This window comes from Pseudomonas sp. RC10-4-2, assembly GCF_050433085.1.
GTDB classification, from domain to species: Bacteria; Pseudomonadota; Gammaproteobacteria; order Pseudomonadales; family Pseudomonadaceae; genus Pseudomonas; species Pseudomonas aeruginosa.
The window spans coordinates 320,601-346,474 of record NZ_JBNPXX010000007.1; the positions used below are offsets into that span (position 1 = coordinate 320,601).

Annotated in this window: 27 protein-coding genes; 14 read left to right on the forward strand and 13 right to left on the reverse strand. The window is 68.9% G+C overall.

Features of this window, described 5'->3' with window-relative positions; translation table 11 throughout:
- Nucleotides 1-118: 118 nt before the first annotated feature.
- A complete protein-coding gene (gene mexT / locus FHW81_RS27590) occupies nt 119-1,033 on the reverse strand; it encodes a multidrug efflux system transcriptional regulator MexT (protein WP_003089829.1) in 915 nt (304 codons plus the stop codon).
- A 220-nt stretch (nt 1,034-1,253) separates the two neighbouring features.
- Here mexT and mexS point away from each other — a divergent pair, with 220 nt between their 5' ends.
- Nucleotides 1,254-2,273 carry an oxidoreductase MexS gene (gene mexS / locus FHW81_RS27595; RefSeq protein WP_003103552.1) on the forward strand — a complete coding sequence of 340 codons (1,020 nt, stop codon included), beginning with the start codon at nt 1,254-1,256 and terminating at the stop codon, nt 2,271-2,273.
- Nucleotides 2,274-2,331: 58 nt separating this feature from the next.
- Here mexS and FHW81_RS27600 read toward each other — a convergent pair whose 3' ends face one another.
- The 3 genes from FHW81_RS27600 to FHW81_RS27610 form a co-directional block, all read right to left on the reverse strand.
- The gene (locus FHW81_RS27600) at nt 2,332-2,706 is read right to left on the reverse strand and encodes a cupin domain-containing protein (protein WP_003089825.1); all 375 of its coding nucleotides are present in this window, start codon (nt 2,704-2,706) and stop codon (nt 2,332-2,334) included.
- Nucleotides 2,707-2,786: 80 nt separating this feature from the next.
- On the reverse strand, nt 2,787-3,602 hold the full coding sequence (locus tag FHW81_RS27605) for an AraC family transcriptional regulator (RefSeq protein WP_003113300.1): 816 nt from the start codon (nt 3,600-3,602) through the stop codon (nt 2,787-2,789).
- Between the two features lie 26 nt (nt 3,603-3,628).
- On the reverse strand, nt 3,629-4,393 hold the full coding sequence (locus FHW81_RS27610; protein WP_003122659.1) for an AraC family transcriptional regulator: 765 nt from the start codon (nt 4,391-4,393) through the stop codon (nt 3,629-3,631).
- A gap of 97 nt (nt 4,394-4,490) precedes the next feature.
- Between FHW81_RS27610 and FHW81_RS27615 the strand changes: the two genes are divergently transcribed.
- Nucleotides 4,491-4,763, forward strand: coding sequence for a hypothetical protein (locus FHW81_RS27615; protein ID WP_003089816.1), 273 nt, complete (start codon nt 4,491-4,493; stop codon nt 4,761-4,763).
- Between the two features lie 25 nt (nt 4,764-4,788).
- Here the strand turns inward: FHW81_RS27615 and ptrC are convergent, their stop codons facing one another.
- Together ptrC and FHW81_RS27625 are read right to left on the reverse strand one after the other, a co-directional pair.
- On the reverse strand, nt 4,789-4,983 hold the full coding sequence (ptrC, locus tag FHW81_RS27620; protein ID WP_003089814.1) for a type III secretion system co-regulatory protein PtrC: 195 nt from the start codon (nt 4,981-4,983) through the stop codon (nt 4,789-4,791).
- 16 nt (nt 4,984-4,999) lie between these two features.
- A complete protein-coding gene (locus FHW81_RS27625) occupies nt 5,000-5,119 on the reverse strand; it encodes a PA2485 family small membrane protein (RefSeq protein WP_003089810.1) in 120 nt (39 codons plus the stop codon).
- Nucleotides 5,120-5,306: 187 nt separating this feature from the next.
- Between FHW81_RS27625 and FHW81_RS27630 the strand changes: the two genes are divergently transcribed.
- The 4 genes from FHW81_RS27630 (at nt 5,307) to FHW81_RS27645 (ending at nt 8,713) form a co-directional block, all read left to right on the forward strand.
- The gene (locus FHW81_RS27630; protein ID WP_003089808.1) at nt 5,307-5,921 is read left to right on the forward strand and encodes a TetR/AcrR family transcriptional regulator; all 615 of its coding nucleotides are present in this window, start codon (nt 5,307-5,309) and stop codon (nt 5,919-5,921) included.
- 150 nt (nt 5,922-6,071) lie between these two features.
- Nucleotides 6,072-7,073, forward strand: coding sequence for an LLM class flavin-dependent oxidoreductase (locus FHW81_RS27635; protein ID WP_003113297.1), 1,002 nt, complete (start codon nt 6,072-6,074; stop codon nt 7,071-7,073).
- A 114-nt stretch (nt 7,074-7,187) separates the two neighbouring features.
- On the forward strand, nt 7,188-7,841 hold the full coding sequence (locus FHW81_RS27640) for a c-type cytochrome (protein ID WP_003113296.1): 654 nt from the start codon (nt 7,188-7,190) through the stop codon (nt 7,839-7,841).
- On the forward strand, nt 7,838-8,713 hold the full coding sequence (locus FHW81_RS27645) for a c-type cytochrome (protein WP_003103565.1): 876 nt from the start codon (nt 7,838-7,840) through the stop codon (nt 8,711-8,713). The genes FHW81_RS27640 and FHW81_RS27645 overlap by 4 nt, the downstream gene beginning before the upstream one ends.
- Before the next feature lie 175 nt (nt 8,714-8,888).
- On the opposite strand, the gene FHW81_RS27650 is transcribed toward FHW81_RS27645, so the two are convergent.
- On the reverse strand, nt 8,889-10,211 hold the full coding sequence (locus tag FHW81_RS27650) for an ATP-binding protein (protein ID WP_003089798.1): 1,323 nt from the start codon (nt 10,209-10,211) through the stop codon (nt 8,889-8,891).
- Nucleotides 10,208-10,888, reverse strand: coding sequence for a response regulator (locus FHW81_RS27655; RefSeq protein ID WP_003103570.1), 681 nt, complete (start codon nt 10,886-10,888; stop codon nt 10,208-10,210). Before FHW81_RS27655 ends, FHW81_RS27650 begins: the two co-directional genes overlap by 4 nt.
- Before the next feature lie 162 nt (nt 10,889-11,050).
- Here FHW81_RS27655 and dsbD point away from each other — a divergent pair, with 162 nt between their 5' ends.
- From dsbD to FHW81_RS27675, 4 genes are all read left to right on the forward strand, one after another.
- Entirely contained in the window at nt 11,051-12,814 is a 1,764-nt protein-coding gene (gene dsbD, locus FHW81_RS27660) for a protein-disulfide reductase DsbD (RefSeq protein ID WP_003103572.1), read from the forward strand.
- Complete coding sequence (locus FHW81_RS27665) at nt 12,814-13,650, forward strand: TlpA family protein disulfide reductase (RefSeq protein ID WP_003089792.1); 837 nt, start codon at nt 12,814-12,816, stop codon at nt 13,648-13,650. The genes dsbD and FHW81_RS27665 overlap by 1 nt, the downstream gene beginning before the upstream one ends.
- Nucleotides 13,647-14,417, forward strand: a complete 771-nt coding sequence (gene dsbG, locus FHW81_RS27670) for a thiol:disulfide interchange protein DsbG (RefSeq protein ID WP_003089790.1) — start codon at nt 13,647-13,649, stop codon at nt 14,415-14,417. The genes FHW81_RS27665 and dsbG overlap by 4 nt, the downstream gene beginning before the upstream one ends.
- A 72-nt stretch (nt 14,418-14,489) precedes the next feature.
- Nucleotides 14,490-15,824: a cytochrome P450 gene (locus tag FHW81_RS27675; protein ID WP_023115952.1), complete on the forward strand. Its 1,335-nt coding sequence runs from the start codon at nt 14,490-14,492 to the stop codon at nt 15,822-15,824.
- Here FHW81_RS27675 and FHW81_RS27680 read toward each other — a convergent pair.
- The 5 genes from FHW81_RS27680 to gtdA form a co-directional block, all read right to left on the reverse strand.
- The gene (locus FHW81_RS27680; protein ID WP_003103576.1) at nt 15,806-16,717 is read right to left on the reverse strand and encodes a SphA family protein; all 912 of its coding nucleotides are present in this window, start codon (nt 16,715-16,717) and stop codon (nt 15,806-15,808) included. The genes FHW81_RS27675 and FHW81_RS27680 overlap by 19 nt on opposite strands.
- 41 nt (nt 16,718-16,758) lie before the next feature.
- Nucleotides 16,759-17,403 carry a maleylacetoacetate isomerase gene (maiA, locus tag FHW81_RS27685; protein WP_003113293.1) on the reverse strand — a complete coding sequence of 215 codons (645 nt, stop codon included), beginning with the start codon at nt 17,401-17,403 and terminating at the stop codon, nt 16,759-16,761.
- Between the two features lie 12 nt (nt 17,404-17,415).
- A complete protein-coding gene (locus tag FHW81_RS27690; RefSeq protein WP_106120642.1) occupies nt 17,416-18,762 on the reverse strand; it encodes an MFS transporter in 1,347 nt (448 codons plus the stop codon).
- 77 nt (nt 18,763-18,839) lie between these two features.
- A complete protein-coding gene (locus FHW81_RS27695; protein WP_003089781.1) occupies nt 18,840-19,538 on the reverse strand; it encodes a fumarylacetoacetate hydrolase family protein in 699 nt (232 codons plus the stop codon).
- 12 nt (nt 19,539-19,550) lie between these two features.
- Nucleotides 19,551-20,612 (reverse strand): gentisate 1,2-dioxygenase, encoded by a 1,062-nt coding sequence (gene gtdA, locus FHW81_RS27700; protein ID WP_003106350.1) that lies wholly within the window; start codon nt 20,610-20,612, stop codon nt 19,551-19,553.
- Nucleotides 20,613-20,736: 124 nt separating this feature from the next.
- Between gtdA and FHW81_RS27705 the strand changes: the two genes are divergently transcribed.
- From FHW81_RS27705 to foxA, 4 genes are all read left to right on the forward strand, one after another.
- Nucleotides 20,737-21,651, forward strand: coding sequence for a LysR family transcriptional regulator (locus tag FHW81_RS27705; RefSeq protein WP_003089777.1), 915 nt, complete (start codon nt 20,737-20,739; stop codon nt 21,649-21,651).
- An 88-nt stretch (nt 21,652-21,739) separates the two neighbouring features.
- Nucleotides 21,740-22,258 carry a sigma-70 family RNA polymerase sigma factor gene (locus FHW81_RS27710; RefSeq protein WP_003089775.1) on the forward strand — a complete coding sequence of 173 codons (519 nt, stop codon included), beginning with the start codon at nt 21,740-21,742 and terminating at the stop codon, nt 22,256-22,258.
- Between the two features lie 8 nt (nt 22,259-22,266).
- Nucleotides 22,267-23,253 carry an anti-sigma factor FoxR gene (foxR, locus tag FHW81_RS27715; protein WP_003113290.1) on the forward strand — a complete coding sequence of 329 codons (987 nt, stop codon included), beginning with the start codon at nt 22,267-22,269 and terminating at the stop codon, nt 23,251-23,253.
- A gap of 143 nt (nt 23,254-23,396) precedes the next feature.
- Nucleotides 23,397-25,859 (forward strand): ferrioxamine receptor FoxA, encoded by a 2,463-nt coding sequence (gene foxA / locus FHW81_RS27720; protein ID WP_003116885.1) that lies wholly within the window; start codon nt 23,397-23,399, stop codon nt 25,857-25,859.
- Nucleotides 25,860-25,874 lie beyond the last annotated feature (15 nt).

The following is a 25,874-nucleotide window of genomic DNA, read 5'->3' on the forward strand; positions in this document are numbered from 1 at the left end:
TCGTTTTCTGTAACAGTCGATGGTTATGGACAGTGCTTTCGATGGAATAAGCCGCACACCCGCGGCGCGCGATCGATTTTCCCGTTGCGACGCCTCGTGCGGGTAGCTGCCGGAGGGCTCAGAGACTGTCCGGATCGCCGATGAACATGCTGATCCGCGAGCGCAGCCAGCGTTCGGCCGGATCGTTGTCCTGGGCGCCGCGCCAAGCCATCGACAGTTCGAAGGCGCGGGTCTCGAACGGTGGGTCCTCGGCGCGTAGGCCGCCGGCGGCGATCAGCGCCTGGGCGGCGTAGTCGGGCACGGTGGCGATGATGTCGGTGCCGGCCAGGAGGGTGCCGAGGCCGTTGAACTGCGGCACCGCCAGGACCACCTTGCGCTTGCGGCCGAATTTCTCCAGTTCCTCGTCGACGAAGCCGCTGAGGTCGCCGGCGAAGGACACCAGCGCGTGCGGTCGCGCGCAGTAGTCGTCGAGGGTCAGCTGGCCGGGCGCGGAGTCGGCGCGGAGGATCTTCGGCTTGCTGCGGCGCACGGTCTTGCGCTTGGCGTTGGCCGGCAGTTCGTCGGTGTAGCTGACGCCCACCGAGATCTCCCCCGAGGCCAGCAGGTTCGGCATCAATAGATAGTTGGCGCGGCGCACGACGAGGACGATCCCCGGCGCCTCTGCGCGCAGGCGGCGGAGCAGGGGCGGCAGCAGGCCGAACTCGACGTCGTCGGAAAGGCCGATGCGGAACACCGCGGTGCTGGTCGCCGGATCGAACTCGCTGGCGCGACTCATGGCGGTGGAGATGGAATCCAGCGCCGGCGACAGGTGGGCGAAGATTTCCTGGGCTCGCGCGGTGGGCTCCATGCTGCGTCCGGTACGGACGAACAGCGGGTCGTCGAACAGCGTGCGCAGGCGCGACAGCGCGGCGCTGATGGCCGGCTGGCCGAGGAACAGTTTCTCTGCGGCGCGGGTCACGCTGCGTTCGTGCATCAGGGTCTCGAACACGATCAGCAGGTTCAGATCGACGCGGCGCAGGTCGTTTCGGTTCATGGCGTTCCTCGTTTCCAGGGGCTAGAGGCTGCAACCGCGGGGGCTCGCCGTCAAGCCTTGCGTGCGAGACGGGGCGGGGCCTGGCGAGGTGCCGGAGGGGCATAGGATCACTGACAGGCATAGCCATTATCAATAACGACGGGTGGTTTTGTCAGGCATGGGCGGATACAGTCACAACCCATGAGGTTATTCACCCCGTGATGCACTGCAGAGGTTTGCGATGTCCCGAGTGATCCGTTTTCATCAGTTTGGCCCGCCAGAGGTCCTCAAATGCGAAGAGCTGCCGACCCCGGCGCCGGCCGCAGGGGAAGTCCTGGTGCGTGTCCAGGCGATCGGCGTGAGCTGGAAGGATGTGCTCTGGCGTCAGAACCTGGCCCCGGAGCAGGCTGCGCTGCCGTCCGGTCTCGGCTTCGAACTGGCCGGCGAGGTGCTGGCGGTCGGCGCCGGCGTCGGCGACCTGCCGCTGGGTTCCCGCGTGGCCAGTTTCCCCGCCCATACCCCCGATCATTATCCGGCCTATGGCGACGTGGTGCTGATGCCGCGCGCGGCCCTGGCGGTCTACCCCGAGGTACTCACCCCGGTGGAGGCCAGCGTCTACTACACCGGCCTGCTGGTGGCCTATTTCGGCCTGGTCGACCTGGCCGGGTTGAAGGCCGGGCAGACCGTGCTGATCACCGAGGCGGCGCGCATGTACGGGCCGGTCTCGATCCAGTTGGCCAAGGCTCTCGGCGCGCGGGTGATCGCTTCCACCAAGTCCGCCGAGGAGCGCGAGTTCCTCCGCGAGCAGGGCGCCGACAAGGTGGTGGTGACCGACGAGCAGGACCTGGTCCTGGAAGTCGAGCGCTTCACCGAGGGCAAGGGCGTCAATGTCATCCTCGACGAATTGGGCGGCCCGCAGATGACCCTGCTCGGCGATGTCTCCGCCACCCGCGGCAAGCTGGTGCTGTATGGCTGCAACGGCGGCAACGAGTCGGCGTTCCCGGCCTGCGCCGCGTTCAAGAAGCACCTGCAGTTCTACCGCCACTGCCTGATGGATTTCACCGGTCATCCGGAGATGGGCCTGGAACGCAACGACGAGTCGGTGAGCAAGGCCCTCGCGCACATCGAGCAACTGACCCGCGATCGCCTGCTCAAGCCGGTGGTCGACCGGGTATTCGAGTTCGACCAGGTGGTCGAGGCGCACCGCTACATGGAAACCTGTCCGAAGCGCGGCCGGGTGGTGATCCACGTCGCCGATTGAGGACGACCCGCAGCGAAAGAGCCCGGCCAGCGAGCCGGGCTTTTTCGTGGGCGCGGTTTCAGATCCACAGATCGTTGACGGCCGTCCGCTCGCCGCCCTGGTCGCCGGTGTTGCGCACGCCGCAGGGCTCCACCAGGAGCATGCGCACCTCGCCCTCGGCGAACGGCTTGTGCTCCACGCCGCGCGGCACCACATACATCTCGCCGGGGCCCAGGTGCACCGCGCCGTCGCGGAAATCGATGCGCAGGCGACCGGCGAGGACGATGAAGGTCTCGTCGGTGTCGGCGTGGCTGTGCCAGACGAAGTCGCCTTCGATCTTCACCAGCTTGAACTGGTAGTCGTTCATCTGGGCGATCACCCTGGGTTGCCAGCGGTCGTCGAACAGGGCGAGCTTGGCGGCGAAGTTGATCGCTTGGGTTGTGCTGGTGGACATCGGTGCGCTCCGGTGGTTGGTCTCTGGCGCCAGGGTAGGCGGCTACGGAGCGGGCGGTCTTGGATGATCGTGCAACCTGGCTAGGCGCGGCCGAGCATACGCAGCCAGCGTGCCGGCGGCAGGCCGTAGCTCTGGCCGAAATGGCGGGTCATGTGGCTCTGGTCGGCGAAACCGGCGGCAAGCGCGGCTTCGGCCAGCGTCTGGCCGCCGAGCATCAGCCGGCGGGCGATGTCCAGCCGGCGCTGGATCAGGTAGCGGTAGGGGCTGGTGCCGAACAGCGCGCGGAAATCGCGCGACAGGCTCCAGCGTTCGCGCTGGGCGACCTGCGCCAGTTCGTCGAGGCCCAGCGGGCGCTCCAGGTGCGCGTGGATGTACTGCCGGGCGCGCTCGGCGGCGACGAAGTCGAAGTGGCGCCTGCCGCGCGCCCGGTTGCCGGCCACGGCGTCGAGGGCGTGGGCCAGTTCGAACAGGGCGTCCTGTTCTTCCAGCGGCTCCAGCGGGGTATCCATGGCCTGTAGCAGGGCCCGGCTGGCGGCGATCAGGCGCGGGTCGTCGGACAAGCCCCCGCGCACGAACGGCAGCGGCCGGCCGCCGAGGGCCTGCTGGATCAGCGCCGGCTCGACGTAGAGCATCCGGTAGCGGAACCCTTCCTGGCTGCCGGCCTCGCCGTCGTGCAGCTCGTCGGGATGCAGCACCAGGCAGCCGCCCGGCAGGCTGTGGCGCTGGCTGCGGCGATAGCGGAAGCTCTGCACCCCGGCCAGGGTCTGGCCGATGGCATAGGTGTCGTGGCGATGCGGATCGTAGCCGTGGCCGGCGAAGTAAGCCTCGATGCGTTCCACCGCACCGTGTTGCGGGGCGCGTCGAACCCAGTCGCGGGGCGTATTGGCGTGGCTCATGGGGAAAGGCTCGTGGCGCGGAAGGTTCAGGCTAGCGCTTCGTTGGCGCGACTGGAATAGCCGGACGGCGTCTCGCCGAATACTGTGCGGAAGGCACTGGCGAAGCTGCTCGGGCTTTCGTAGCCGAGCGACCAGGCGACCTCGCCGACCGCCTGGCCCGCTGCCAGCCGTTCGACGGCCGCGTGCAGTCGCGCCAGTTGCCGCCATTGCGCGAAGCTCATACCGGTCTCGGCGCCGAACAGCCGGCTCAGGCTACGGCTGCTGAGGCCCGCCCAGCGTGCCCATTCGGCCGCCGGCCGCGGATCGCCGGGGTTGGCCAGCAATGCCTCGGCGATCCTGCGCAGGCGCGAATCCCCCGGATAGGGCAGGCGGGTCCGCTGGGGCACGGCGTGGCGCAGTTCGTCCAGCAGCACGCGCAGCAGGTTCTCGCGTTCGGTGCTCCAGGCGGAGCCGGTCGGCCAGCGGGTGGCGCGTTCGACGATCAGCGCCACGAAAGCCGAGCAGGCGAGCACGCCGGGGTGCCGGGGCAGGTCGCGGCAGTGTTCGGCGGCGAGGTAGGCGCTCCAGCCCGCCAGGCTGCCGTGGGAGTGCGCCGAGTGTGGGTGACCCGGTGGGATCCAGGCGATCTGGCGCGGAGGCAGGGCCTGGCGGCCATGCTCGTCCTCGACCACCAGAAGGCCGCGCTCCAGGCAGTAGAGCTGGCCGCAGGCATGGCGGTGGGAGGCCGTGCGGCTGGCTGCGCGGTCGATGCGCAGGGCGAAGAGCGGGACGGGCAGGGGTTCCGGAAGCATTTGGCGGAAAAGCGACGATGATTGGCTCGGGATGGATAATAGGCCATTCGACTGCGGATGTAGCCTGGCGGCTCATCATTCTTGCCTGGAGCACGCCATGAAAGCCGAAGACATCCTTCCCGACCGACAGGACCGCATCCGCCTGGGCGGCGTGGAGATACGCAAGGGCAGCGTCGGCGCGTTCATCGCCAACGCTCGGCTGCTGCTTGAGGAGGAACTGCCCGCGGCGCAACGGCGGCAGGCTGAAGAAGACCTGCGCGCCCTGCTGCCGGCGATCCGGGCACTGGGGCTGCTGGAACTCTTCGAACTGCGCGACGCGCGACTGCGGACGCTGGTGGCGGATTGGGAAAACGCCGCTGGCCGCTCCTGAGAGCGGCACACGGGCACTGGAGGTATCAGTCGTCGATGCAGCTTTCGATCAGGCGTTGCAGGGCTTCGCGCTCACTGACCGGCGTGCGCATCGGCATGTGCGCGAGGCTGCCGTCGCGGCGCTCGATGATGTACTCGGTCTCGAAGTGCAGGGTGCAATCCTCGAGGCTCACATAGGTGACGCCATAGGTCGGGGCCTTGCGGGAGCGGGCTGAGAGCATGGATGCCTCCTTGGGCTCATTTCTTCTCGCTGGTCGGCGCGGGCGCGCTGGCCTGAACCGGGCGAGTAGGGGTCACTGCATTGCTGTAGAACGCGGAAGCGGCGAAGTAGCTGGCGAGGGCGCTGAAGCTGGACATGATCGGTTCTCCTGGGGAAGGGTGGGCGTCTGCCCTTGGAGAGCATGTTTGCCCAGCGGGAGAACCGGCAGAAGTAAAAAGCCTGCATGGTGTATATCGAGCGCGGTGATGGATCAAGCGACCCCCTCCAGCCTTGCGACTGTTCGCCGGTGTTACCATATGACGTGTTTTTTTCTCAGGAATTCCCATGGCCAAGCGTGGACGCCCCTGCGGCTTCGATCGTGAACAGGCATTGCGCCGGGCGCTCGACGTGTTCTGGGAGGCCGGCTACGAAGGCGCGACCATGGCCGCGCTGAAGGAGGCCATGGGTGGCATCTGCGCGCCGAGCATGTATGCCGCCTATGGTTCCAAGGAGGCGCTGTTCCGTTCGGCGGTGGAACTCTACCTGAGCCAGGAATGCCAGCTTTCCAAGGGCGCCTTCGCCCTGCCGACGGCGCGCGAGTCGATCGCCGCGCTGCTGGAAAGCGCCGCCGTCAGCTACACCACCGAAGGCAAGCCGCGCGGTTGCCTGGTCGACCTCAGCACGACCAATTTCTCGCCGGCCAACAAAGGCGTCGAAGACTACCTGCGCGATCACCGGCGGCGCGCCGCGCGCCTGCTGCGCGAGCGTTTCGCACGAGGCGTGGCCGACGGCGACGTGCCGGCCGGAGCCGATCTCGACGCGCTCACCAGTTTCTACAGCAGCGTGCTTCAGGGCCTGTCGATCCAGGCCCGCGACGGCGCCAGCCGCCAGCAGTTGCTGGCCATCGGCCGCTGCGCGATGGCGGCCTGGGATTCCCTGCTGGCGGTCGAGGCCGCCTGACGCCACAGCGCGCCTTGACTGGAAAAAGCCCATGGATTCTCCGTGGGCAAAAACTATAACGCGTGATATAGAATTGATCCAAACCCCGGGCGAGGTCCTTCCGCGCGTGTCTCGCGCCCCGGCCATCGCCCGCTGCCGATTGGAGCTTTCATGACAACGCTTGCTGATATTCCCCTGTCCATGCTCGACCTGGTGCCGGTGCGCACCGGCGGCAGCGTGGCCGAAGCCCTGCACAACTCCCTGGACCTGGCGCGCCATGTGGAGCGCCTGGGCTTCAACCGTTTCTGGCTGGCCGAGCACCACAACATGGATGGCATCGCCAGCTCCGCCACCGCGCTGCTGATCGGCCATATCGCCGGCGGCACCTCGCGGATCCGCGTCGGCTCGGGTGGGGTGATGCTGCCGAACCATGCGCCGCTGGTGGTGGCGGAAAACTTCGGCACCCTGGAGACGCTCTACCCGGGCCGCATCGACCTCGGCCTTGGCCGCGCCCCCGGCGCCGACCAGGCGACCATGCGCGCCTTGCGTCGCGACCGCCTGGGCAACGGCGACGACTTCCCCGAGCAGGTCGCCGAGCTGGAAATGCTGCTCGGCCCGCGCCGTTCCCAGCAGAGCCTGCTGGCGGTGCCGGGCGAGGGTACCCAGGTGCCGATCTGGCTACTCGGTTCGAGCCTGTTCAGCGCTCACCTGGCGGCGCAGAAAGGCTTGCCCTATGCCTTCGCTTCGCATTTCGCACCGCGTTACCTGCACGAGGCGCTGCGCATCTACCGCAGCAACTTCCAGCCCTCGGCGGTACTCGACAAACCTTACGCGATGATCGGCGTGCCGCTGATCGCCGCACCTACCGACGAAGAGGCCGAGTTCCTCGCCACTACCGCCTTCCAGCGCGTGCTGGCGCTGATCCGCGGCGAGAGCCTGAAACAGAAGCCGCCGGTGGAAAGTATGGCGCCGTTGTGGCTGCCCCACGAGCAGGATGCGGTCGGCAGCTTCTTCGGCCTGGCGGTGATCGGCGGTCCGGAGAAGGTTCGTGCGCGTCTGGAGATCCTCCTGGAGCAGACCGGCGCCGACGAGCTTATCTTCACCAGCGACTTCTACGAGCACGCCCATCGGCTGCGCTCTTGCGAAATCGTCGCGGAGCTGAAAGGGGCGTGATCCGGGGCCTGTAGGGAAAATGATGCAGACCTGCGTGCGGTAGGGTCTTTCGGTGATAGGTTTTTTGGTTCTAAACTTAGAACTAAAAACAATAAGCCAGAGAGGAACCCTGCCATGCCGGTTGCACACCGACTGCTGTTTTCATTGACCGCCTTGCTGGCGGCGACGGCCCAGGCCGCCGTCGACGGCCAGAAACTCTATACCCAGGGCGGCGCCAACCCGGCCGCCGCGGCCTGCGTCACCTGCCACGGCGCCGATGGCATGGGCCTGGCCGCCGCCGGCTTTCCACGCCTGGCGGGCCTTCCCGCCGCCTACCTGAGCAAGCAGCTGCACGACCTCAAGCAGGGCGGCAGTCGCGAGCACCCGGTGATGAAGGGCATAGCCGATGCTCTCGGCGACGACGAGATCCAGGCGCTCGCCAATACCCTCGCGGCAATGCCGGCGCCCAAGCCGGTGGAGCTGTCGCGCGTGGCCACCCCGCGCAGCCCCGGCGAGACCCTGGCGGTGCGTGGCGCCTGGGAGCGCAACATTCCCGAGTGCGTGACCTGTCACGGTCCGGCCGGCAGCGGCGTGGGGGAGGCCTTCCCGCCGTTGCAGGGGCAGGGCGAGATGTACCTGAGCAACCAGTTGCGCGCCTGGCAGCTTGGCACTCGCCGCAACGACCCGAACGATCTGATGGGACATATCGCCAAGTCCCTCAGCGAAGAGGAGATCCGCAGCGTCAGCCAGTTCTTCGCCACCCTCGGTCAGGCAGGAGGCCAGCCATGAACATGCCGTCGATCCTTTCCCTGGCCGTCGCCGGCCTGCTGGTCGCTCCCGTCCACGCGGCAACGGCGCCCTCGGAGCCGTTCCAGCCGCCGGCGGAAAGCAGCCTCCCGGACAACGCCTTCGGCGAAATGGTCCGCCAGGGCCAGGCGTTGTTCGTGGAAACCCGGAAGAACGCGCCGCATCTGGTCGGCAACCAGCTCAACTGCGTCAACTGCCATCTCGACCAGGGCCGCCGGGCCAACTCCGCGCCGCAGTGGGCGGCCTATCCGGTCTATCCGGCGTTCCGCGCCAAGAACAACAAGGTCAATACGTTCGCCGAGCGCCTGCAGGGCTGCTTCCAGTTCAGCATGAACGGCAAGGTGCCGGCGGCCGACAGCCCGGAGATCAAGGCCCTGACCGTCTACGCCTATTGGCTGGCGAGCCAGGCGCCGACCGGGGTCAGCCTGCCCGGACGCGGCTATCCGGACGTGGCCCCGCCGGAAGGCGGCTACAGCATCGAGCGCGGCGCCAAGGTCTATGCCGCGCAGTGCGCGATCTGCCACGGCGCCGACGGCCAGGGCCAGATGGCTCTGGGGCAGACGGTGTTCCCACCGCTGTGGGGCGCGCAGTCCTTCAACTGGGGCGCGGGCATGCACCGCATCAACACCGCGGCCTCCTTCATCAAGTACAACATGCCGCTGGGCAAGCCCGGTACCCTCAGCGACCGCGACGCCTGGGACGTCGCCGCCTTCATGAACAGCCACGAGCGCCCGCAGGACCCGCGCCTGGTGGACGGTTCGGTGGAGAAGACGCGGCAGAAGTTCCATGCCAACGACGGCGTCAACCTGTACGGACAGAAGGTCAACGGCGTGCTGCTGGGACAGGGAATCTGACCCTCGTGGCCTGGCGTCCGCAGGACGGAGACCCGGTCCGGCGGAAGCAGGTCGGCGCGGGGGTAGGGCGGATAACGCCAACGGCGTTATCCGCCGATGCCTGGGCCTCGGTCCGGCGGATAGCCGCGGGCGGCTATTTGCCCTACGGGGGCCGGTTGGCGGGTGGGCCCGCGCATCACTCGCGCAGCGGCATTTCCAGCGTCACCCGCAGGCCGTCCGCGCGGCTGTCGAAGTCCAGCCGGCATTGGCAGCGTTGCACGATGGCCTGGACGATGGCCAGGCCGAGCCCGCTGCCGCCGCTCTTGCCGTGGCGCCAGAAGCGCCGGGTGAGATGCGGCAGGTCGGCTTCGGCGATGCCCGGGCCGTGGTCGCGGACGTGGAAGCGCGCGCAGCCTTGCGCGGTTTCCACCGCCAGCTCCACCCGGGTGCCGGCGGCGGTGTGGCGCAGGGCGTTGTCCAGCAGGTTGCGCAGCGCGGCGATGGCCAGCACCGAGGGGACTTCCAGCGGCGCCTCGGACAAGCCGTCGGCCAGCTTCAGCTCGAACATCCGCACGTCGCCGTGGCCGGCGTCGTGCATGGCTACCCGGGCGGCGTCCTCGGCGCTGCATTGCACGCCGTCGTCGAACGACAGGCTGCCTTCCACCCGCGCCAGCAGCAACAGCTGGTCCAGCGTCCGGTGCAGACGGTCGGCGCCTTCCTCGGCGTGGGCCAGGGCCTGCTCGGCGGCGGCGCCCTCGGTCATGCGCGCGACCTGCAGGTGGGTCTTGATCGCGGTCAGCGGGCTGCGCAGCTCGTGGGCGGCATCGCCGGTCAGGCGTCGTTCGCGTTCGATGGCCTGGGCGATGCGCTGGAACAACTGGTTCTGGGTTTCCACCAGCGGCTTCAGTTCGCTCGGCAGGGCCGCCAGCTCCAGTGGCTCCAGCGAGTCGGCGCCACGTCGGGTGAGGGCGTCGCGAATCCGCTTGAGCGGCGCCAGACCCTGGCCGGCGCCGAGCCAGAGCAGGGCCAGGCTGCCGAGCAGGGCGACCGTCACCGGCACCGCGGCGGCCACCACCACCGAGCGTTGCAGCACGTCGCGCTCTTCCAGGCGGTCGGCGGTGCTGACCCGCAGATCGCCGGCCTGCACGGTGAAGCTGCGCCACAGCACGCCGTTGATTTCCTGGTCGCGGAAGCCGCTGGCGGTGCTGTCCAGCGCCCGCTCCGGGGTGGCATGGCTCTGCGCCAGGACTTCGCCGCGCAGTGAGCTGACCTGGCAGGCCATGCCGTTGGGAATTCCCAGTTGCTCCGCGCTCAGGCGCGTGGTCTGGCCGTCCGCCGGCTGCGGCTGCGGCAACTGCTGGAGCAGGCCGGCAACCATCCGCGCCGAGGCCGCCAGGCGTTGGTCGAAGGAGCGCATCATCTGCCCGCGCAGGTCGCAGAGCATCCAGGCCGCGGCCAGCGACCAGAGCAGGATGAAGGCCGAGCCGAGGATCAGGGTAAGGCGCAGGCGCAGGCTCATGCGTCGTCTCCGTCGCCGCGCGCCGGCCCGAGGCGGTAGCCGAGGCCGCGCACGGTCTGCACGATGGCGTTGCCGAGCTTGCGCCGCAGGTGATGGATGTGGACGTTGAGGGCGTTGCTCTCGACCTCGTCGCCGAAGCCATAGACGCTGTCCTTGAGCTGCTCGCCGCTGAGGATCCGCCCGCGGTTGTTGAGCAATGCCTGCAACAGCGCCTGTTCGCGTCGCGACAGTTCCACGGGGCGGCCGTCGAGCCAGGTTTCGCGGGTGCTCGGATCGTAGCTGAGGCGGCCGTGTTCGATGACGTTGACGCAACGCCCGGCGGAGCGCCGCTGCAAGGTATGCAGGCGGGCGCCGAGTTCGCGCAGGTCGAAGGGCTTGAGCAGGTAGTCGTCGGCGCCGGCCTGCAGCCCGGCGACCCGGTCGGTCACCGCGTCGCGCGCGGTCAGCACCAGCACCGGCAGGTCGACGCCCTGCTGGCGCAGGCGTTGCAGCAGGCGCAGGCCGTCCTCGTCGGGCAGGCCGAGATCGAGGACCAGCACGTCGAAGCGCGCCACCTGGAGCAGCGCCTGGGTATCGGCGGCGCTGGCCACCCGGTCCACGGTCAGGCCCTGGGCGTTGAGGCCGGCGACGATGCCGCTGGCGATCAGGTCGTCGTCTTCGGTGAGCAGTACATGCATGGCGGTATCGCTGGTTAAAGGGATAGGAGTCTGAAGCGGGCGAATTAAGCCAGGATTATGCCCCGCCCGGCGCGTCGCCGGGGTTTTCCCGTGGCCGCGTTAACGGCCTGTTAATCGTCGCTGGCCATGCTGCCGCCGAGTTCATCGTAGAAGGCGTTATCCATGCGTGTGTTGATCCTGCTCCTGATGCTCCTGCTGCCGGGCCTGTCCCAGGCGCAACCGGGCGACGACCTGTTCGCGCCGCGCGGCGCGACGCAGACGGATTTCCTGCCGGTGGAGAAAGCCTTCCGCTTCACCTGGGAGCGCCTCGACGACGGCCAGGTGCAACTGCGCTGGCAGATCGCGCCGGGCTACTACCTGTACCAGAAGCGCCTGCGCTTCGACGGACTCGACCCGGCCTTGCAGCCGCAGCTGCCGCCCGGCGAAAGCCACAGCGACGAGTTCTTCGGCGAGTCGCAGGTCTATCGCCAGAGCCTGGAACTGACCCTGCCGGCGGCCGCCGCCGGACAACTGCGCCTGGGCTGGCAGGGCTGCGCCGATGCCGGCCTGTGCTATCCGCCGCAGAGCCAGGCGCTCGACCTGGGCGGTACCGGCCCTGCCGCCGCCGGGACGAGCGGCGAAGTCGCCGAGGACCAGGGCCTGGCCGGCAGCCTGCAGGCCGGCAACCTGGCCTGGAGCCTGTTGCTGTTCTTCGGCCTCGGCCTGCTGCTGGCGTTCGCTCCCTGTTCGCTGCCGATGCTGCCGATCCTCGCCGGGCTGGTGGTCGGCAGCGGCGCCGGCCCTCGTCGCGGCCTGCTGCTGGCCGGTAGCTACGTGCTGAGCATGGCGCTGGTCTACGCCGGACTCGGGGTGGTCGCGGCGCTGCTTGGCGGCAACCTGCAGGCCTGGCTGCAACAGCCGTGGCTGCTGGGCAGCTTCGCCGCGCTGTTCGTGTTCCTCGCGCTGCCGATGTTCGGCTTCTTCGAACTGCAACTGCCGGCTGCCCTGCGCGACCGCCTCGACGGTCTCAGTCGCGGCCGCAAGGGCGGCAGCCTGGCCGGTGCCGCTGCGCTCGGCGCGTTGTCCGGGCTGCTGGTGGGACCGTGCATGACCGCGCCGCTGGCCGGCGCCTTGCTCTATATCGCGCAGACCGGCAATGCCCTGCATGGCGGCCTGGTGCTGTTCAGCCTGGGCCTCGGCATCGGCATGCCGCTGTTGCTGCTGGTGACGGTCGGCAGCCGCTTCCTGCCCAAGCCCGGTCCCTGGATGAACCTGGTCAAGGGCGTGTTCGGCTTCCTTTTCCTCGGCACCGCCTGGATACTCCTGCGTCCGCTGCTCGGCGAGGCGCTGTGGATCGGCCTTGGCGGCGCGTTGCTGCTGGTCCTGGCCTACGCCGCGCTGCACACGGCGCGAGGCCTGGCGCGGCACGCGGTGCTGTTCGGCGCGGCGGGCTGCATCTTCGGTCTCTGGGGCGCGGCGATGTTGCTGGGCGCCGCGGCCGGGGCCGACGACCCCTGGCGTCCGCTACAGGTGTATGCGGCGGCGAACCGGGGCGCTACGCCGACGGCCAGCGCCCACGAGGCGTTCCTCACGGTGAGCCAGCCGGCCGAGCTGGACCGTCAGTTGGCTGCGGCCAAGGCCGAGGGACAATGGGTGCTGCTCGACTACTACGCTGACTGGTGCGTGTCCTGTCGGATCATGGAGAAACAGGTGTTCGCCAAGCCCGATGTGCTCGCCGCCCTGCAGGGCGTGCGCCTGCTGCGGCTCGACGTGACCGCGGACAACGCCGCCAGCCGCGAGCTGCTGCACCGCTACCAGGTACCCGGCCCGCCGAGCCTGATCTGGATCGGCCCGGAAGGCGAGGAGCGCCGCGCGCGCCGGTTGACCGGCGAAGTCGACGCCGGCGGCTTCCTCGCCCATTGGCAGGCGACCCGGGAGCGCGGCTGATGCTGAGTTTTTCCCTGGGGCCGCTGGTGGTCTCGCTGCAACACCTGCTGCTGTTCCTCGCCCTCGGCGCCGCGCTGCTCGGTGGTTGGCTGGCGGCGCGCGGCGGCGGGCGCAACGCCGAGCCGGTGCTGTTCAACCTGTTGTTGCTCGGCCTGCTGGTGGCGCGCCTGGCCTTCGTGGTGCGCTACTGGCCGCAGTACCGTGGCGACTTCGCACAGATGCTGGATATCCGCGATGGCGGTTTTCTCGCCTGGCCAGGCCTGCTCGCCGCTGTGCTCGGCGCGCTGTTCTGGGCCTGGCGGCGACCGGCGCTACGTCGCTCGCTGGGTGTCGGCGCCAGCCTCGGACTGGCGTTCTGGCTGCTTGGCAGCCTGGGCCTGGGCATCTACGAGCGCGGTACGCGCCTGCCCGAACTGAGCCTGCGCAACGCCGCCGGCGAGTCGGTGCAACTGGCCGATTTCCGGGGCCGCCCGCTGGTGATCAACCTCTGGGCCAGCTGGTGCCCGCCGTGTCGGCGCGAGATGCCGGTGCTGCAACAGGCGCAGGCGGAGAATCCCGACGTAGTGTTCCTCTTCGCCAACCAGGGCGAGAGCGCCGAGACCGTGCGCCATTTCCTCCAGGGCGAGAACCTGCGCCTGGACAACCTGCTGTTCGACAACGGCGGGCAGCTTGGCCAGCAGGTCGGCTCGGTCGCCTTGCCCACCACCGTTTTCTACACCGCCGAGGGCCGCCTGCTGGGCAGCCATCTCGGCGAACTGTCCCGCGGCAGCCTGGCGCGCTACCTCGAAGCCTTCGAGCCGGCCGCTGCCGCCCCCGCAACCAGGAGTTCCGAATGAGACTGCCGCGCAACCTGATCACCCTTGGCCTCGGCCTGACCCTCCTCAACGCCGGCCTGGCCACGGCGGCGGAGGAGCTGCCGGCGCCGATCCGCATGGTCCAGGAGAAGGGCGCCCGCATCCTCGGCAGCTTCGACGCCCCGGATGGCCTGCGCGGCTACGCCGCCGAATACCAGAACCAGGGCATGGCGCTGTACCTGACGCCCGACGGCAAGCACGTACTCACCGGCCACCTGTTCGACGCCCAGGGCAAGGACCTCAGCCGCGAACCGCTGGAGCGCCTGGTGTATGCGCCGCTGGCCAAGGAAATGTGGCAGAAGATGGAGCAGAGCGCCTGGATCGCCGATGGCCGTGCCGACGCGCCGCGCGTGGTCTACCTGTTCAGCGACCCGAACTGCCCGTACTGCACCATGTTCTGGGAGCAGGCGCGACCCTGGGTGGATGCCGGCAAGGTGCAGTTGCGGCATATCATGGTCGGCATCATCCGCGAGGACAGCGAAGCCAAGTCCGCCGCGCTGCTGGCCAGCAAGGACCCGCAGAAGGCCCTGCACGACCATGAGCAGGCGGGCAAGGCCAGCACCCTGAAGCCGCTGGCGAAGATCCCGGCGGCGGTGCGCAAGCAGCTCGCCGGCAACATGGAACTGATGGAGTCGATGGGCGCCGCGGCGACCCCGGCGATCTTCTATCTCAATGCCGAGGGGCGCATGCAGCAGCAACAGGGCGCGCCGCAGCCGGACCAGTTGGCGGAGATCCTCGGTCCGCGTTGATCCTCCGGGCCGGCGCCGAGCCGCCGGCCATCTATACTCCCTGCGTTACGCCAATCCAGCGGAGCAAGGGCCATGGACGACGCATTCAGCGAGGAAGGCAGCGCGCAGCCGCGCCATGACGCTCAGCGTCCGGCGCTCGCCCCGCGGAGCGACGGTTTCGACATACACACCTACCATCCCGACTTCGTCGCCGATCCCTATCCGCTGTTGCGGCTGGTCCGTTCCCGTGCGCCGGTCTGCCGCGACCAGGCCTCGATCTGGTGGATCAGTCGCTATGCCGATGTTTCGGCGTGCCTGCGCGACCGCCGTTTCTCCGCCGACCCCGCTCGCCTTGGCGCCGCCGGCGTCCGCCAGGGCGGCGCCAGCTGGTTCGGCCACCAGCAATTGCAACCGCTGGCGCGCTTCTACGACAACTTCATGCTGTTCAACGACGCGCCGCGGCACACCCGCCTGCGCAGGCTGTTCGCTCCGGCCTTCGGCCCCGACGCCGTGCGCCGCTGGGAAGCGCGCATCGAGGTGCTGGTGGAGGAACTCCTCGACAGCTTGCTGGAGCGCCGCGAGCCCGATCTGCTCAGGGATTTCGCCGAACCGCTGACGATCCGGGTGGCCGCCGAGCTGTTCGGCTTTCCCCGCGAAGATACCGGGCAACTGCTGCCCTGGGGCCGCGATCTGGCCGCCGGGCTCGATCTCGCCGCCAGCCACGGCGATGCCGGGCAGATCAACCGCAGCGCGGCCGCCTTCAGCGACTACCTGCAACGCCAGGCGCGCGGCTGGAGCGATGGCTCTTCGCGCCCGCCGTCCGGCGCGGCGCCGAGCATCCTCGACGGCGCCGCGATGCTGGAGGCCGGACTGGGCCTCGAGGACCTGGTAGCGGCCTATGCCATGGTGTTCATGGCCGCCTTCGAAACCACCATCAGCATGGTCGGCAACGCTACGCTGGCGCTGCTCACCCATCCCGACCAGCTCGACCTGCTGCGGCGGTGCCCGGAGCTGGCGGCGAACGCGGTGGAGGAACTGCTGCGCTTCGATGGCGCGGTGCGCGGCGGCGTGCGTTGCACCCTGGAGGAGGTGGAGATCGGCGGCCAGCGGATTCCGCCTGGAGAGAAGGTCTGGCTGAGCTTCCTCGCGGCGAACCGCGACCCGGAGTTGTTCGCCGCCCCCGACCGCCTGCAGTTGCAGCGAGCGAACGCCAAGCAGCACGTGGCGTTCGCCCATGGTCCGCACTACTGCCTGGGCGCGTACCTGGCCCGGCTCGAATTGCAATGCGCATTGCGCGGCCTGGTGCGTCGCCGTTTCGCCCTGGCCTCGGAACCGACGGACCTGCGCTGGCGGCGCAGCTCGGTGTTCCGCACCCTGGAGCGCTTGCCGATCGTCCCGGAAGGCGACGCTCAGAAGACCTGCGAGTAGCGCAGGATCAGCCGGCTGCCCTCGCTGCGGTTGCGTGCGCCGTATTCGTGATAGGCGTTGAGGAACAGCCGCGACTTGCCCCAGCCGAACATCAGCGCCGGGCCGATGGCATCGACCCGCTCGCGGGAGTCCGGGCGGTCGTGGCCGTCGACCCGCTCGTCGGTGATCTGTCGCAGGCTGTAGCCGGACAACCCGAGCCGCCAATGCGCATCCAGCGCCAGCGATACCGAGTAGTTGGCGTGGAACGCCTGGCCCGGTTGCAGGTAGTCGTCGGCCAACGGCGGCGCCGGGTCGCGATTCTTGCCCGGCAACAGGTACTGCAGGCGAGCGCTGGCTTCCCAGCCTTCGGCGAATTCCCAGGTCAGCGCGTAGTGCGGGTTGAAGCTCCAGTGGTTGCTGCCGGGATTGATCGCCCGATGCCTGTCGTAGCGCCCGGTGGGTAACTGGAAGGCGAGGTTCAGGCGCTGCCAGTAGGGCCGGCCGAACAGCTCGGTCTGCGGCCATTGCAGGATGAACGGACTGACGATCAGGTTGCCGAGGCCGTTGGCGCTGCCGGCGTGGGGTTCGAAGTCGGGATCGGCGAGCAGCACCGGGACGAGGATTTCCGCGCCGTAGTAGGCGCCGAACAGCTGGTGCTGGCTGATGTGGGCGAAGTGGCTGGTGGCGAGCAGGGTGCGCAGGCGGTTGTCGAGCGGGCGCCGGTGACCGTTGGCGTCCATGAAGTCGTCGGCCTCGTAGATATTCACGAACTGCTGGAACAGCGTGCCGGGCAGGGCCTTGCCGTCGAGGAAGGAGGTCTGGCCGAGGTTCATCCCCGGCAGCGCGGCGATAGCCTGGAACGGAGGCAGCAGCAGGGGCAGGGCCAGCAGGCTGGCCCGGATGCGGGTGGTCATGGGCGTGTCCTTCTTGTTGTTGTTTTCCACGGGGCAGCGCGTCAGTCCGGCAGGTAGTCGGGCTGGCGCTCGGGGCTGGCGCGCTGGAAGGCTTCGAGCGCCAGGCAGCGCCCCTCCAGTTCGAGCAACGCCGGGTAGGGCGCCAGGTCACAGCCCATGCGCCGGGCGTTGGCCAGTTGCGGTACCAGGCAGCACTCGACGATGCCCGCTGCGGCGCCGGCGAAGAAGGCGCCGCGACGGTGTCGGTTCAGCAGGGTCTCCGCCGCCGCCAGGCCCTCGGCGACCCAGTGCGCGTACCAGCGCTGGCGGTCCTCGGCGTCTATGCCGAGGACCTGGGTCAGGTACTTGAGCACCCGCACGTTGTTCAGCGGATGGATGTCGCAGGCCACCAGCAGAGCCAGTTCCAGCGCCTGGGCGCGATGCAGTGGGTCGAGAGGGATCAGGCGCGGTTCGGGCTGCACGGCGTCGAGGTAGTCGATGATCGCCAGCGACTGGCTGAACCGGCGACCGTCGGCGTCGACCAGGGTCGGCAGCGCGCCCATCGGGTTGCGCTGGCGGTCGGCCGGGCGCAGTTGCTCGCCCTGCCGCAGGTTGACCGGCACTACCTGGTAATCCAGGCCTTTCAGGGCCAATGCGATACGCACCCGATAGGACGTGGAGCTGTTGAAGAAGCTGTAGAGCTGCATGGAAAGTCCTGTTCAGAGAGTGGTGGGAGAAGGCCTGGCCCGGCGCCGGCCCAGGCGATGCACGGCCACGGCGGCGAGCAGCGCCGGGATCACCAGCAGGGCGAGGATGCCGCTGAAGCCCAGGCCCAGGCCGAGCAGGGCGCCGCCGCTAAGGGAGCCGACGATCGAGCCGATGCGGCCCAGGCCGAGGGCCCAGCTGATCCCGGTGGCGCGGCTGCGGGTCGGATAGAAATCGGCGGCCAGGGCGTTGGCGCCGACCTGCGAGCCGCTGATGCAGAAACCGACGCCGGCGACGCACAGCGCCAGCAGGGCGAAGCTGTGGTAGAGGCTGGCGATGCCGAGGATGAACAGGGCGCCGCCGACGTAGGCCAGGCTCAGCACCCGGTGCGCGTCGAAGCGATCCATGGCGCTGCCCAGGAGGAGTGCGCCGAGGGTGCCGCCGAGCTGGAACATGGCGCTGATCGTCGCCGCCTCGCCGAGACTGAAGCCGGTGCCGCCGATCAGCGTCGGCAGCCAGTTGGTCAGCAGGTAGATGATCAGCAGGCCCATGAAAAAGGTGGCCCAGAGCAGCAGGGTGCCGCCGCGCAGCTCGGCGCCGAGGATCTGCCGCAGGGGCGAGGTGCCGTCGGACTCGTCGGCGGGCAGTTCGAGGCGTCCGGCCCAGCCGTCGGGCAGGTGCCCCAGGCGTTCGAGGATGCGCCGCAGGCGCGCCGCGTCCGGTGCGCGGCGGGCGAGGAAGCGCACCGACTCCGGCAGGCATGCCCAGAGCAGCGGCAGGCTCGCCAGGGGCAGGCCGCCGCCGAGCAGCAGCACGCTTTCCCAGCCCAGCGCCGGGACCATCCGCGCGGCGAGCAGGCCGCCCAGCGCCGAGCCGAGGGTGAAGCCGCAGAACATCGCGGTGACCATCAGCGCGCGGTGCCGGCGCGGGCAGTATTCGGAGGTCAGGGTGATCGCGTTGGGCATCGCCCCGCCCAGGCCGAGGCCGGTGAGAAAGCGCAGCAGGGCCAGGGTTTCCACCGAACCGGCGTAGGCCGAGGCAAGGCTCCAGCCGCCGAAGAACAGCACCGAGAGCAGGAGTACGCTCTTACGTCCGAAACGGTCGGCCAGCGGGCCGGCGGCGAAGGAGCCGAGGGCCAGGCCGGCCAGCGCGGCGCCGAGGATCGGGCTGAGTTGCGCCGGGCTCAGTTGCCAGTCGTGGGCCAGGGCCGGGGCGATGAAGCCGATGGCGGCGGTGTCGAATCCGTCCATGGCGACGATCAGGAAGCACAGCGACAGCACTCGCAACTGGAAGGCGGAAACCGCCTGCGCATCGATGAAAGCCTGGACGTCGATCTTGTTGTTCTTGTCGGGCGTAGGCATGAGCGTTCCTCGGCCGTCGCCGCGGCGACAGCCCGGATGAAGGGCAGGGTGGGCCCGCGCCGTGCGCGGGCAGTGGGTCAGACCACGCGGACGCTGAGTTCGCCGAGGCCGTCGATGGCGCCGAGCATCCGCTCGCCGCGCTCGACCGCGCCGACGCCTTCCGGGGTGCCGGTGAAGACCAGGTCGCCGGGGCGCAGCTCGAAGAAGCGCGACAGGTAGCTGACGGTTTCCGCCACCGACCAGATCAACTGGTCGATGTCGCTGCGCTGGCGATCCTCGCCGTCGACCTGGAGGCTGATGGCGGCGTGGCGCGGATGGCCGACCTGGCTGGCAGGGTAGAGCGGGCCGATCGGCGCCGAGCGGTCGAAGGCCTTGCCGATCTCCCAGGGCCGGCCCATCTCGCGCATGCGCATCTGCAGGTCGCGGCGGGTCATGTCCAGGCCCACCGCGTAGCCCCAGACGTGTTCCTCGGCCTGCTCCAGGGGGATGTCGCAGCCGCCCTTGCCGATCGCCGCCACCAGTTCGATCTCGTAGTGGTAGTTGCCGGTCTGGCTCGGGTAGGCCAGCTCCAGGGTGCTGCCGGCGGCGACCGGGACCACCGCGTCGGCCGGCTTGCAGAAGAAGAACGGCGGCTCGCGCTCGGGATCGAAGCCCATTTCCCGGGCGTGGGCGGCGTAGTTGCGGCCGACGCAGTAGACCCGCCGCACCGGGAAGGTCTGGTCGCTGCCATGGATGGTGAGGCTGACGGGCGCTTCGGGCGCGAAGAGATGGTTCATGGGACGGGTCCTTCAGTGGGCGAGGGTTTCGCGGGATTCGCGGAGGATGCCGAGCGCCTGCTGCACAGGGCGGTCGGAGAAACTGAACAGCACGCAGTCGGTGGCGCCGGCTTCCAGGCGCAGCTCGGCCCAGGAGGGCACGACGAACAGATCCTTGGCCTCGAAGGCGAAGCGCCGGCCGCCGATCTGCGCCACGCCGCTGCCTTCCACCACCGAATAGACGCTGGCGTCGGTGCTGCGCGCGGGCTGCCCGAGGAAGCCGGCCGGCAGCAGTTGCAGGCAGGTGGCGATGGTCGGCATGGCCCAGCCGCCGGTGGCCGGGTTGACGTAGCGCAGCTTGTGGCCTTCCCAGGGATCGGGCCGTTCGAGGCGCGCCAGGCGCTCGAGGGCCTCGCGGCTGCGCGCGTAGGGGTAGCTGAACAGCGGCGAGGTCGGCGTCGTCGGCTGATGGCGCAGCGGCAGCATGTTGCTGCCGTAGCGGGCGAGGCTGTCGCCTTCGCCACGTCGCAACGGCTGTACCGGTTCATCATGGTTTTCGGCGAAGGTGGCGCCGAAGAAACGCAGCATCGGGATGTCCAGGCCGTCCAGCCAGACCACCGGCTCGCCGCCTTCCGCGGCGGCGCGGTTGCCGTGGTCGTGCCAGGTCCAGGACGGGGTGATGATGAAGTCGCCCGGCTCCATGCGGGTGCGTTCGCCGTCCACCGAGGTGTAGGCGCCGTAGCCCTCGACGACGAAGCGCAGGGCCGACTGGGTGTGCCGGTGGCTGGGGGCGATCTCGCCCGGCAGGATCAGTTGCAGGCCGGCGTAGAGGCTCGGGGTGATCGCCGACTGGCCGGGAAGGTCCGGGTTCTCCAGCACCAGCACGCGGCGCACCGCTTCCTCGGCGCTGATCAGGTCGCCTGCCTCGAGCAGGAACGGGCGCAGTTCGCGATAGCGCCACAGCGCCGCCTGGCAGCCGCCGGCGGGTTGCGCCGGGACCAGGCTGTGCAGGGCTTCCCAGAGCGGGGTGAGGTGCTGCTGGCGGATGCGTCGATAGAAGTCGGCGCGCTTCTCGGTGGAATTGTCGTTATGCATACCGATGAATCTCCGGCGGGAGGAGGCGGGGCCGCCTCGGTCTGGTAGTCATTATTCGAGGTGAAGGCATAACCGAATAATGATATTTAGACATCGACCTATACGTATTTGAGGATGGCTTGCGATGGACTGGACCCGCCGCCTGCGCCTGCAACACCTGCAACTGCTGGTCAGCCTGATGGAGACCGGCAACCTCAGCGGCACCGCCCGGGCCGCACACACCACCCAACCGGGCCTGTCGAAGTGGCTCAAGGAACTGGAGGAGGACGTCGGCGCGCCGCTGTTCGAGCGTCACGCCCGTGGCCTGCGCCCGACGCCCTATGGCATGACCCTGTTCAACCACGCCCAGCGCGTACTCACCGAGATGGAGCGGGCGCGGCAGAACCTCGAGGCGATGCGCAGCGGCAGCGGCAGCCGGGTGCTCCTCGGCACGTCGCCGGCCTCCGCGCCGAGCCTGGTGCCGCGCGCATTGCGGGCGTTCCTCGGACGCTACCCCGGGGCCCAGGTGGAACTGCTCGAAGGCACCATGAACGGCCTTCTCGAGCGGCTGGAGAAACGCCAGCTCGATGTGGTGGTGGGGCGCCTGGACAACTATGCGCCGCGCGCCAGCCTGCGCTGCGAGGTGCTCTACAGCGAGGCGATCGTGGTGATGGCGCGCCCCGGTCACCCCCTGGCCCAGGCCGCCGCGCTGGACTGGGAAGACGTGCGGCGCTACGACTGGATCGTCTGGCCGCCCGGCTCGCCGATCCGCAGCAAGCTCGACATGGCCCTGACCCAGGGCGGCCGGCAGCCGCCGGCCTACCGCCTGGAGTCATCGTCGATGCTGGCCAACATCGAATTGTTGCGTGGCAGCGACATGCTGTCCATCGGCTCGGCGCGGGTGGTCGAGCACCTTGCCGGGCTCGGCCTGGTGGCCAGGCTGGCGCTGGAGATTCCCGGCGAGGGCGCGGTGGGCATGTGCTGGCGCGACGAACCGCACCGCGACCGTGCCAGCGAAGACCTGCTGGCCTGCCTGCGCGAAGGCGCGGCGGCCGAGTAGGGCGCCGGCCGGCGGGTGCTATTGCAAAAAGGCCGCGGCTTCTCGACAATGCGATTCATTATCATTCATGTGTCGCCCCGACTTTCCCATGTCCGCCCCGATCCTTCTCAGCGCCCACCATCGCGCCATGCATGCGCTGTACAGCGAGCACCATGGCTGGTTGCAGAACTGGCTGCGCGGCAAGCTGGGCTGCGCGGCGGACGCGGCGGACCTGGCCCAGGACACCTTCCTGCGCATCCTGCTCAAGCGCGAACTGCGCGAGATCGGCATGCCGCGCGCGTTCCTGCGGACCATCGCCCGCGGCCTGGTGATCGACCACTGGCGTCGCGAGGAACTGCAGCGCGCCTACCTCGAAAGCATCGCCCACCTGCCCGAGGCACAGGCGCCGTCGCCCGAGGCGCGGGAACTGGTGCTGGAACTGCTGGAGGAAATCTCGCGGATGCTCGACGGGCTCAAGCCGAAGGTCCGCACCGCCTTCCTCCTGGCCCAGTGCGAAGACCTCAGCCACCGGCAGATCGCCGAACGCATGGGGGTTTCCCAGCGTAGCGTCGAGCGCTACGTGGCCGAGGCGCTGTACCACTGCTACCTGCTGCGCTACGGCGAATGAGCGGAGCCGTGGACGGGACGCGCGGTAGGGTCGACGAAGCGGTGGTCAGGCAGGCCATCCACTGGCTGGTCCGCCTGCGCTCGCAGCCGGCCGACGATCGCCTGCAGCGCGCCTGCGCGGCCTGGCGCGCGGAGCACGGCGAGCACGAGCGGGCCTGGCAGCAGGTCAGCGCGCTCAACGAAGAACTGCAAGGACGCTTCAAGGCGCTGCCCGGCGGGGTCGCCTACGGCACCCTGGACAGTAGCGCGCAGCGCCTGCAGCGGCGCCAGGCGCTGAAACTGCTGTCGCTGCTGGTGGCCGGCGGCGCCGTGGCCTGGGTCGGTCGCGATAGCCTGCCCTGGCAGCGCCTGAGCGCCGACTACAGCACCGCCACCGGCGAGCGGCGCAGTATCGAGCTGGTCGACGGCACCCGCCTGCAACTGAACACCGACAGCGCGGTCGACGTGCGCTACGACGCCGGCCAGCGCCTGATCCTCCTCGCCCGCGGCGAGATCTTCCTCGCCAGCGGCGCCGATACGCAATCGCCCACGCACAGGCCGCTGCGGGTACGTACCGCGCAAGGGCTGTTCGAGGCCCTCGGCACCCGTTTCAACGTACGCCTGCAAGATGCCGCCACCTGTCTCAGCGTCAGCGAGGGTTCGGTGCGCATCGATGCCTTCGGCGCGCGTCCGCTGCAGGCTCCGGTGGCCGAGGCGGGGCAGAGCTATCGGATCGCCGCCGACGGCGTGCGGCGCCTCGAACGGCCGCAGATGGACGCCGTGGCCTGGGCCGATGGCCTCATCGTCACCCGCGACATGCGCCTGGCCGATTTCCTCGCCGAGGTCGCCCGCTACCGCAACGGCTACCTCGGCTGCGCCGCGGAGGTCGCCGACCTGCGCCTGTCCGGGGTCTATCGCCTGGACGACACCGACAAGCTGCTGCAGGTGCTCGCGCGGACCCTGCCGGTGCGCCTGCAGCGACATACCCGCTGGTGGGTGAGGGTGGTCGCCGCCTGAGTCGCGCCGGCGGCCGCGTGGACGCTTGCTTTCGTCCGGAGCGAAACGCACTGAAAATTATTTTCATTATTTTTGTCGGCTTTCCGCGACTGGTCCGGCTTTACCGATTGAACACCCTTCAACGACTCCAACGGATCCCGTTCATGACCGCCACCGCCGTCGTCCTCCGCAATGCCCCGTCGTCCCTCGATTTCCCCCGCGCCTCGCGCCTGAGCCGTTCGGTGCGCGCGGCCCTGCTGTCGTTGGCCATGGCGGCCGGCGCGGCGCCGCTCTGCGCCTCGGCCGCCGAAGCGGCGGCGGAACAGGCGCGGCCCTATGCGATCCCCGCCGGACAGTTGGGCGACGTGCTCAACCGCTTCGCCCGCGAAGCCGGCATCACCCTCTCGGCCACTCCGGCGCAGACCGGTGGCTACAGCTCCCAGGGGTTGCGCGGCAGTTTCACCGTGCAGCAGGGCCTGGCCCGGCTGCTCGCCGACACCCCGCTGGAAGCGGAAGACCAGGGCGACGGCAGCTTCGTCTTGCGCGAGGCGCCGGCAAAGGACGGCGATGTGCTGAACATGCAGGCGGTGGAGGTCTTCGCCCTCGGCAACAACCTGGGCAGCACCGATGGCTACCTGGCCACCCATAGCCAGATCGCCACCAAGACCAGCAAGCCGCTGCTGGAAACCAGCCAGACCGTCTCGGTGATCACCCGCGAGCAGATCGACGACACCGCCTCCAAGACCGTGCAGCAGGCGATGCGCTATACCCCCGGCATCTTCACCGGCCAGGTCGGCGCCTCCAACCGCTACGACTACGTGGTGATGCGCGGCTTCGCCGACAACAGCGTGGACAACATCTACCTCGACGGCCTCAAGGCCATGGGCGACAGCGGTACCTTCAGCTCGATGCAGGTCGACCCGTACTTCCTCGAACGCATCGATGTGCTCAAGGGGCCGTCCTCGGTGCTCTACGGCCGTAGCCTGCCGGGCGGCCTGGTGGCGCTGACCAGCAAGAAGCCGTTGTACGAGGACTACCGCCAGATCACCGGCAGCATCGGCAACATGGGCCAGAAGGAGATGGGCTTCGATTTCAGCGGGCCGCTCGACGAGGAGAAGCGCATCGCCTACCGCCTGGTCGGTCTCGGCAAGGGCTCGGACACCCAGTTCGATCACGTCAAGGAGGAGCGCTACGCCATCGCCCCGACCCTGGCCATCGACTTCAGCGACGACACCACCCTGACCCTGCAAGGCTACCTGCAACACGATCCCAACGGGGGCTACCACGGCGGCGTACCGGCCGACGGCACCCTGTCGCACCACAACGGCCGGCACATCTCCCGCGAGTTCTTCGATGGCGAGCCGAGCAAGGACGACTTCGACCGCACCCAGCGGATGTTCGGCTACCAGCTGGAGCACCGCATCGACGACGTCTGGTCGGCGCGGCAGAACTTCCGCTACCTGGACTCCGACGTCGACCTGTCGCAGGTCTACGCCTACGGCTGGAGCGCCAGCGAGCCGAACAAGCTGAACCGCTACTTCAGCGGCGCCCGCGAGCACCTGCAGGCGTATATCGTCGACAACATGCTGCAGGCCGAATTCGCCACCGGCGCGGCGCGCCACACCCTGCTCACCGGCCTCGACTACCAGCGCCGGCGCACCGTGGTCGACTGGCGTTCCGGCTCGGCCTCGGCGCTGGACGCGTTCAACCCGGTCTACGGCGACGACGCCATCAGCTATTTCCCGGACGACAACCACACCCGCCGCCTGGAGCAGACCGGCGTCTACCTCCAGGACCTGATCGACATCGACCAGTGGCGCTTCTCGCTCGGCCTGCGCCAGGACTGGGTCAGCGTCACCGACAAGAACCGCAGCACCGGCAGCAAGGCCGACGATGACTGGGAGAAATTCACCGGGCGGATCGGCGCGCTGTACCTGTTCGACAACGGCCTGGCGCCCTACGTCAGCTACTCCGAGTCGTTCAACCCGAACGCCTATTCCGACGCCTCCGGCACGCCCCTGGCGCCCACCGAGGGCAAGCAGTGGGAACTCGGCCTGAAGTTCCAGGCGCCGGGCAGCAACAGCTTCTACACCGCCTCGCTGTTCCATATCACCCAGGAAAACGTCGCCTCCAAGGAACCCCAGGACAACTTCTACACCTCGGTCGGCGAAGTGCGCTCCCAGGGGCTCGAACTGGAGGCCCATACCCAGCTCAGCGACAACCTGAAACTGCTCGGCAGCTACACCTACACCGACATCACCTACACCAAGTCGCTGGACGGCAACCAGGGCCATACGCCGAACCAGGCGCCCAAGCACATGGCTTCGCTGTGGGCCGACTATGCCTTCGACGCCGGCCCGCTCAGCGGTCTGAGCATCGGCGGCGGCGCTCGCTACGTCGGCGAGACCTGGGCGGACAAGGAAAACACCTTGCGGGTGCCGGACTACACCCTGGTCGACGCGCGGATCGGCTACGACCTCGGCAAGCTCGGCCTGAAAGGCCTGGACGTCAGCCTCAATGCCAACAACCTGCTGGACAAGGACTACGTGGCGTCCTGCTACAGCCTGGACTTCTGCTACTTCGGCGAGAAGCGCAACGTCACCGCGACGGTGAACTACCAGTTCTGACCGTCCACCCGGGCC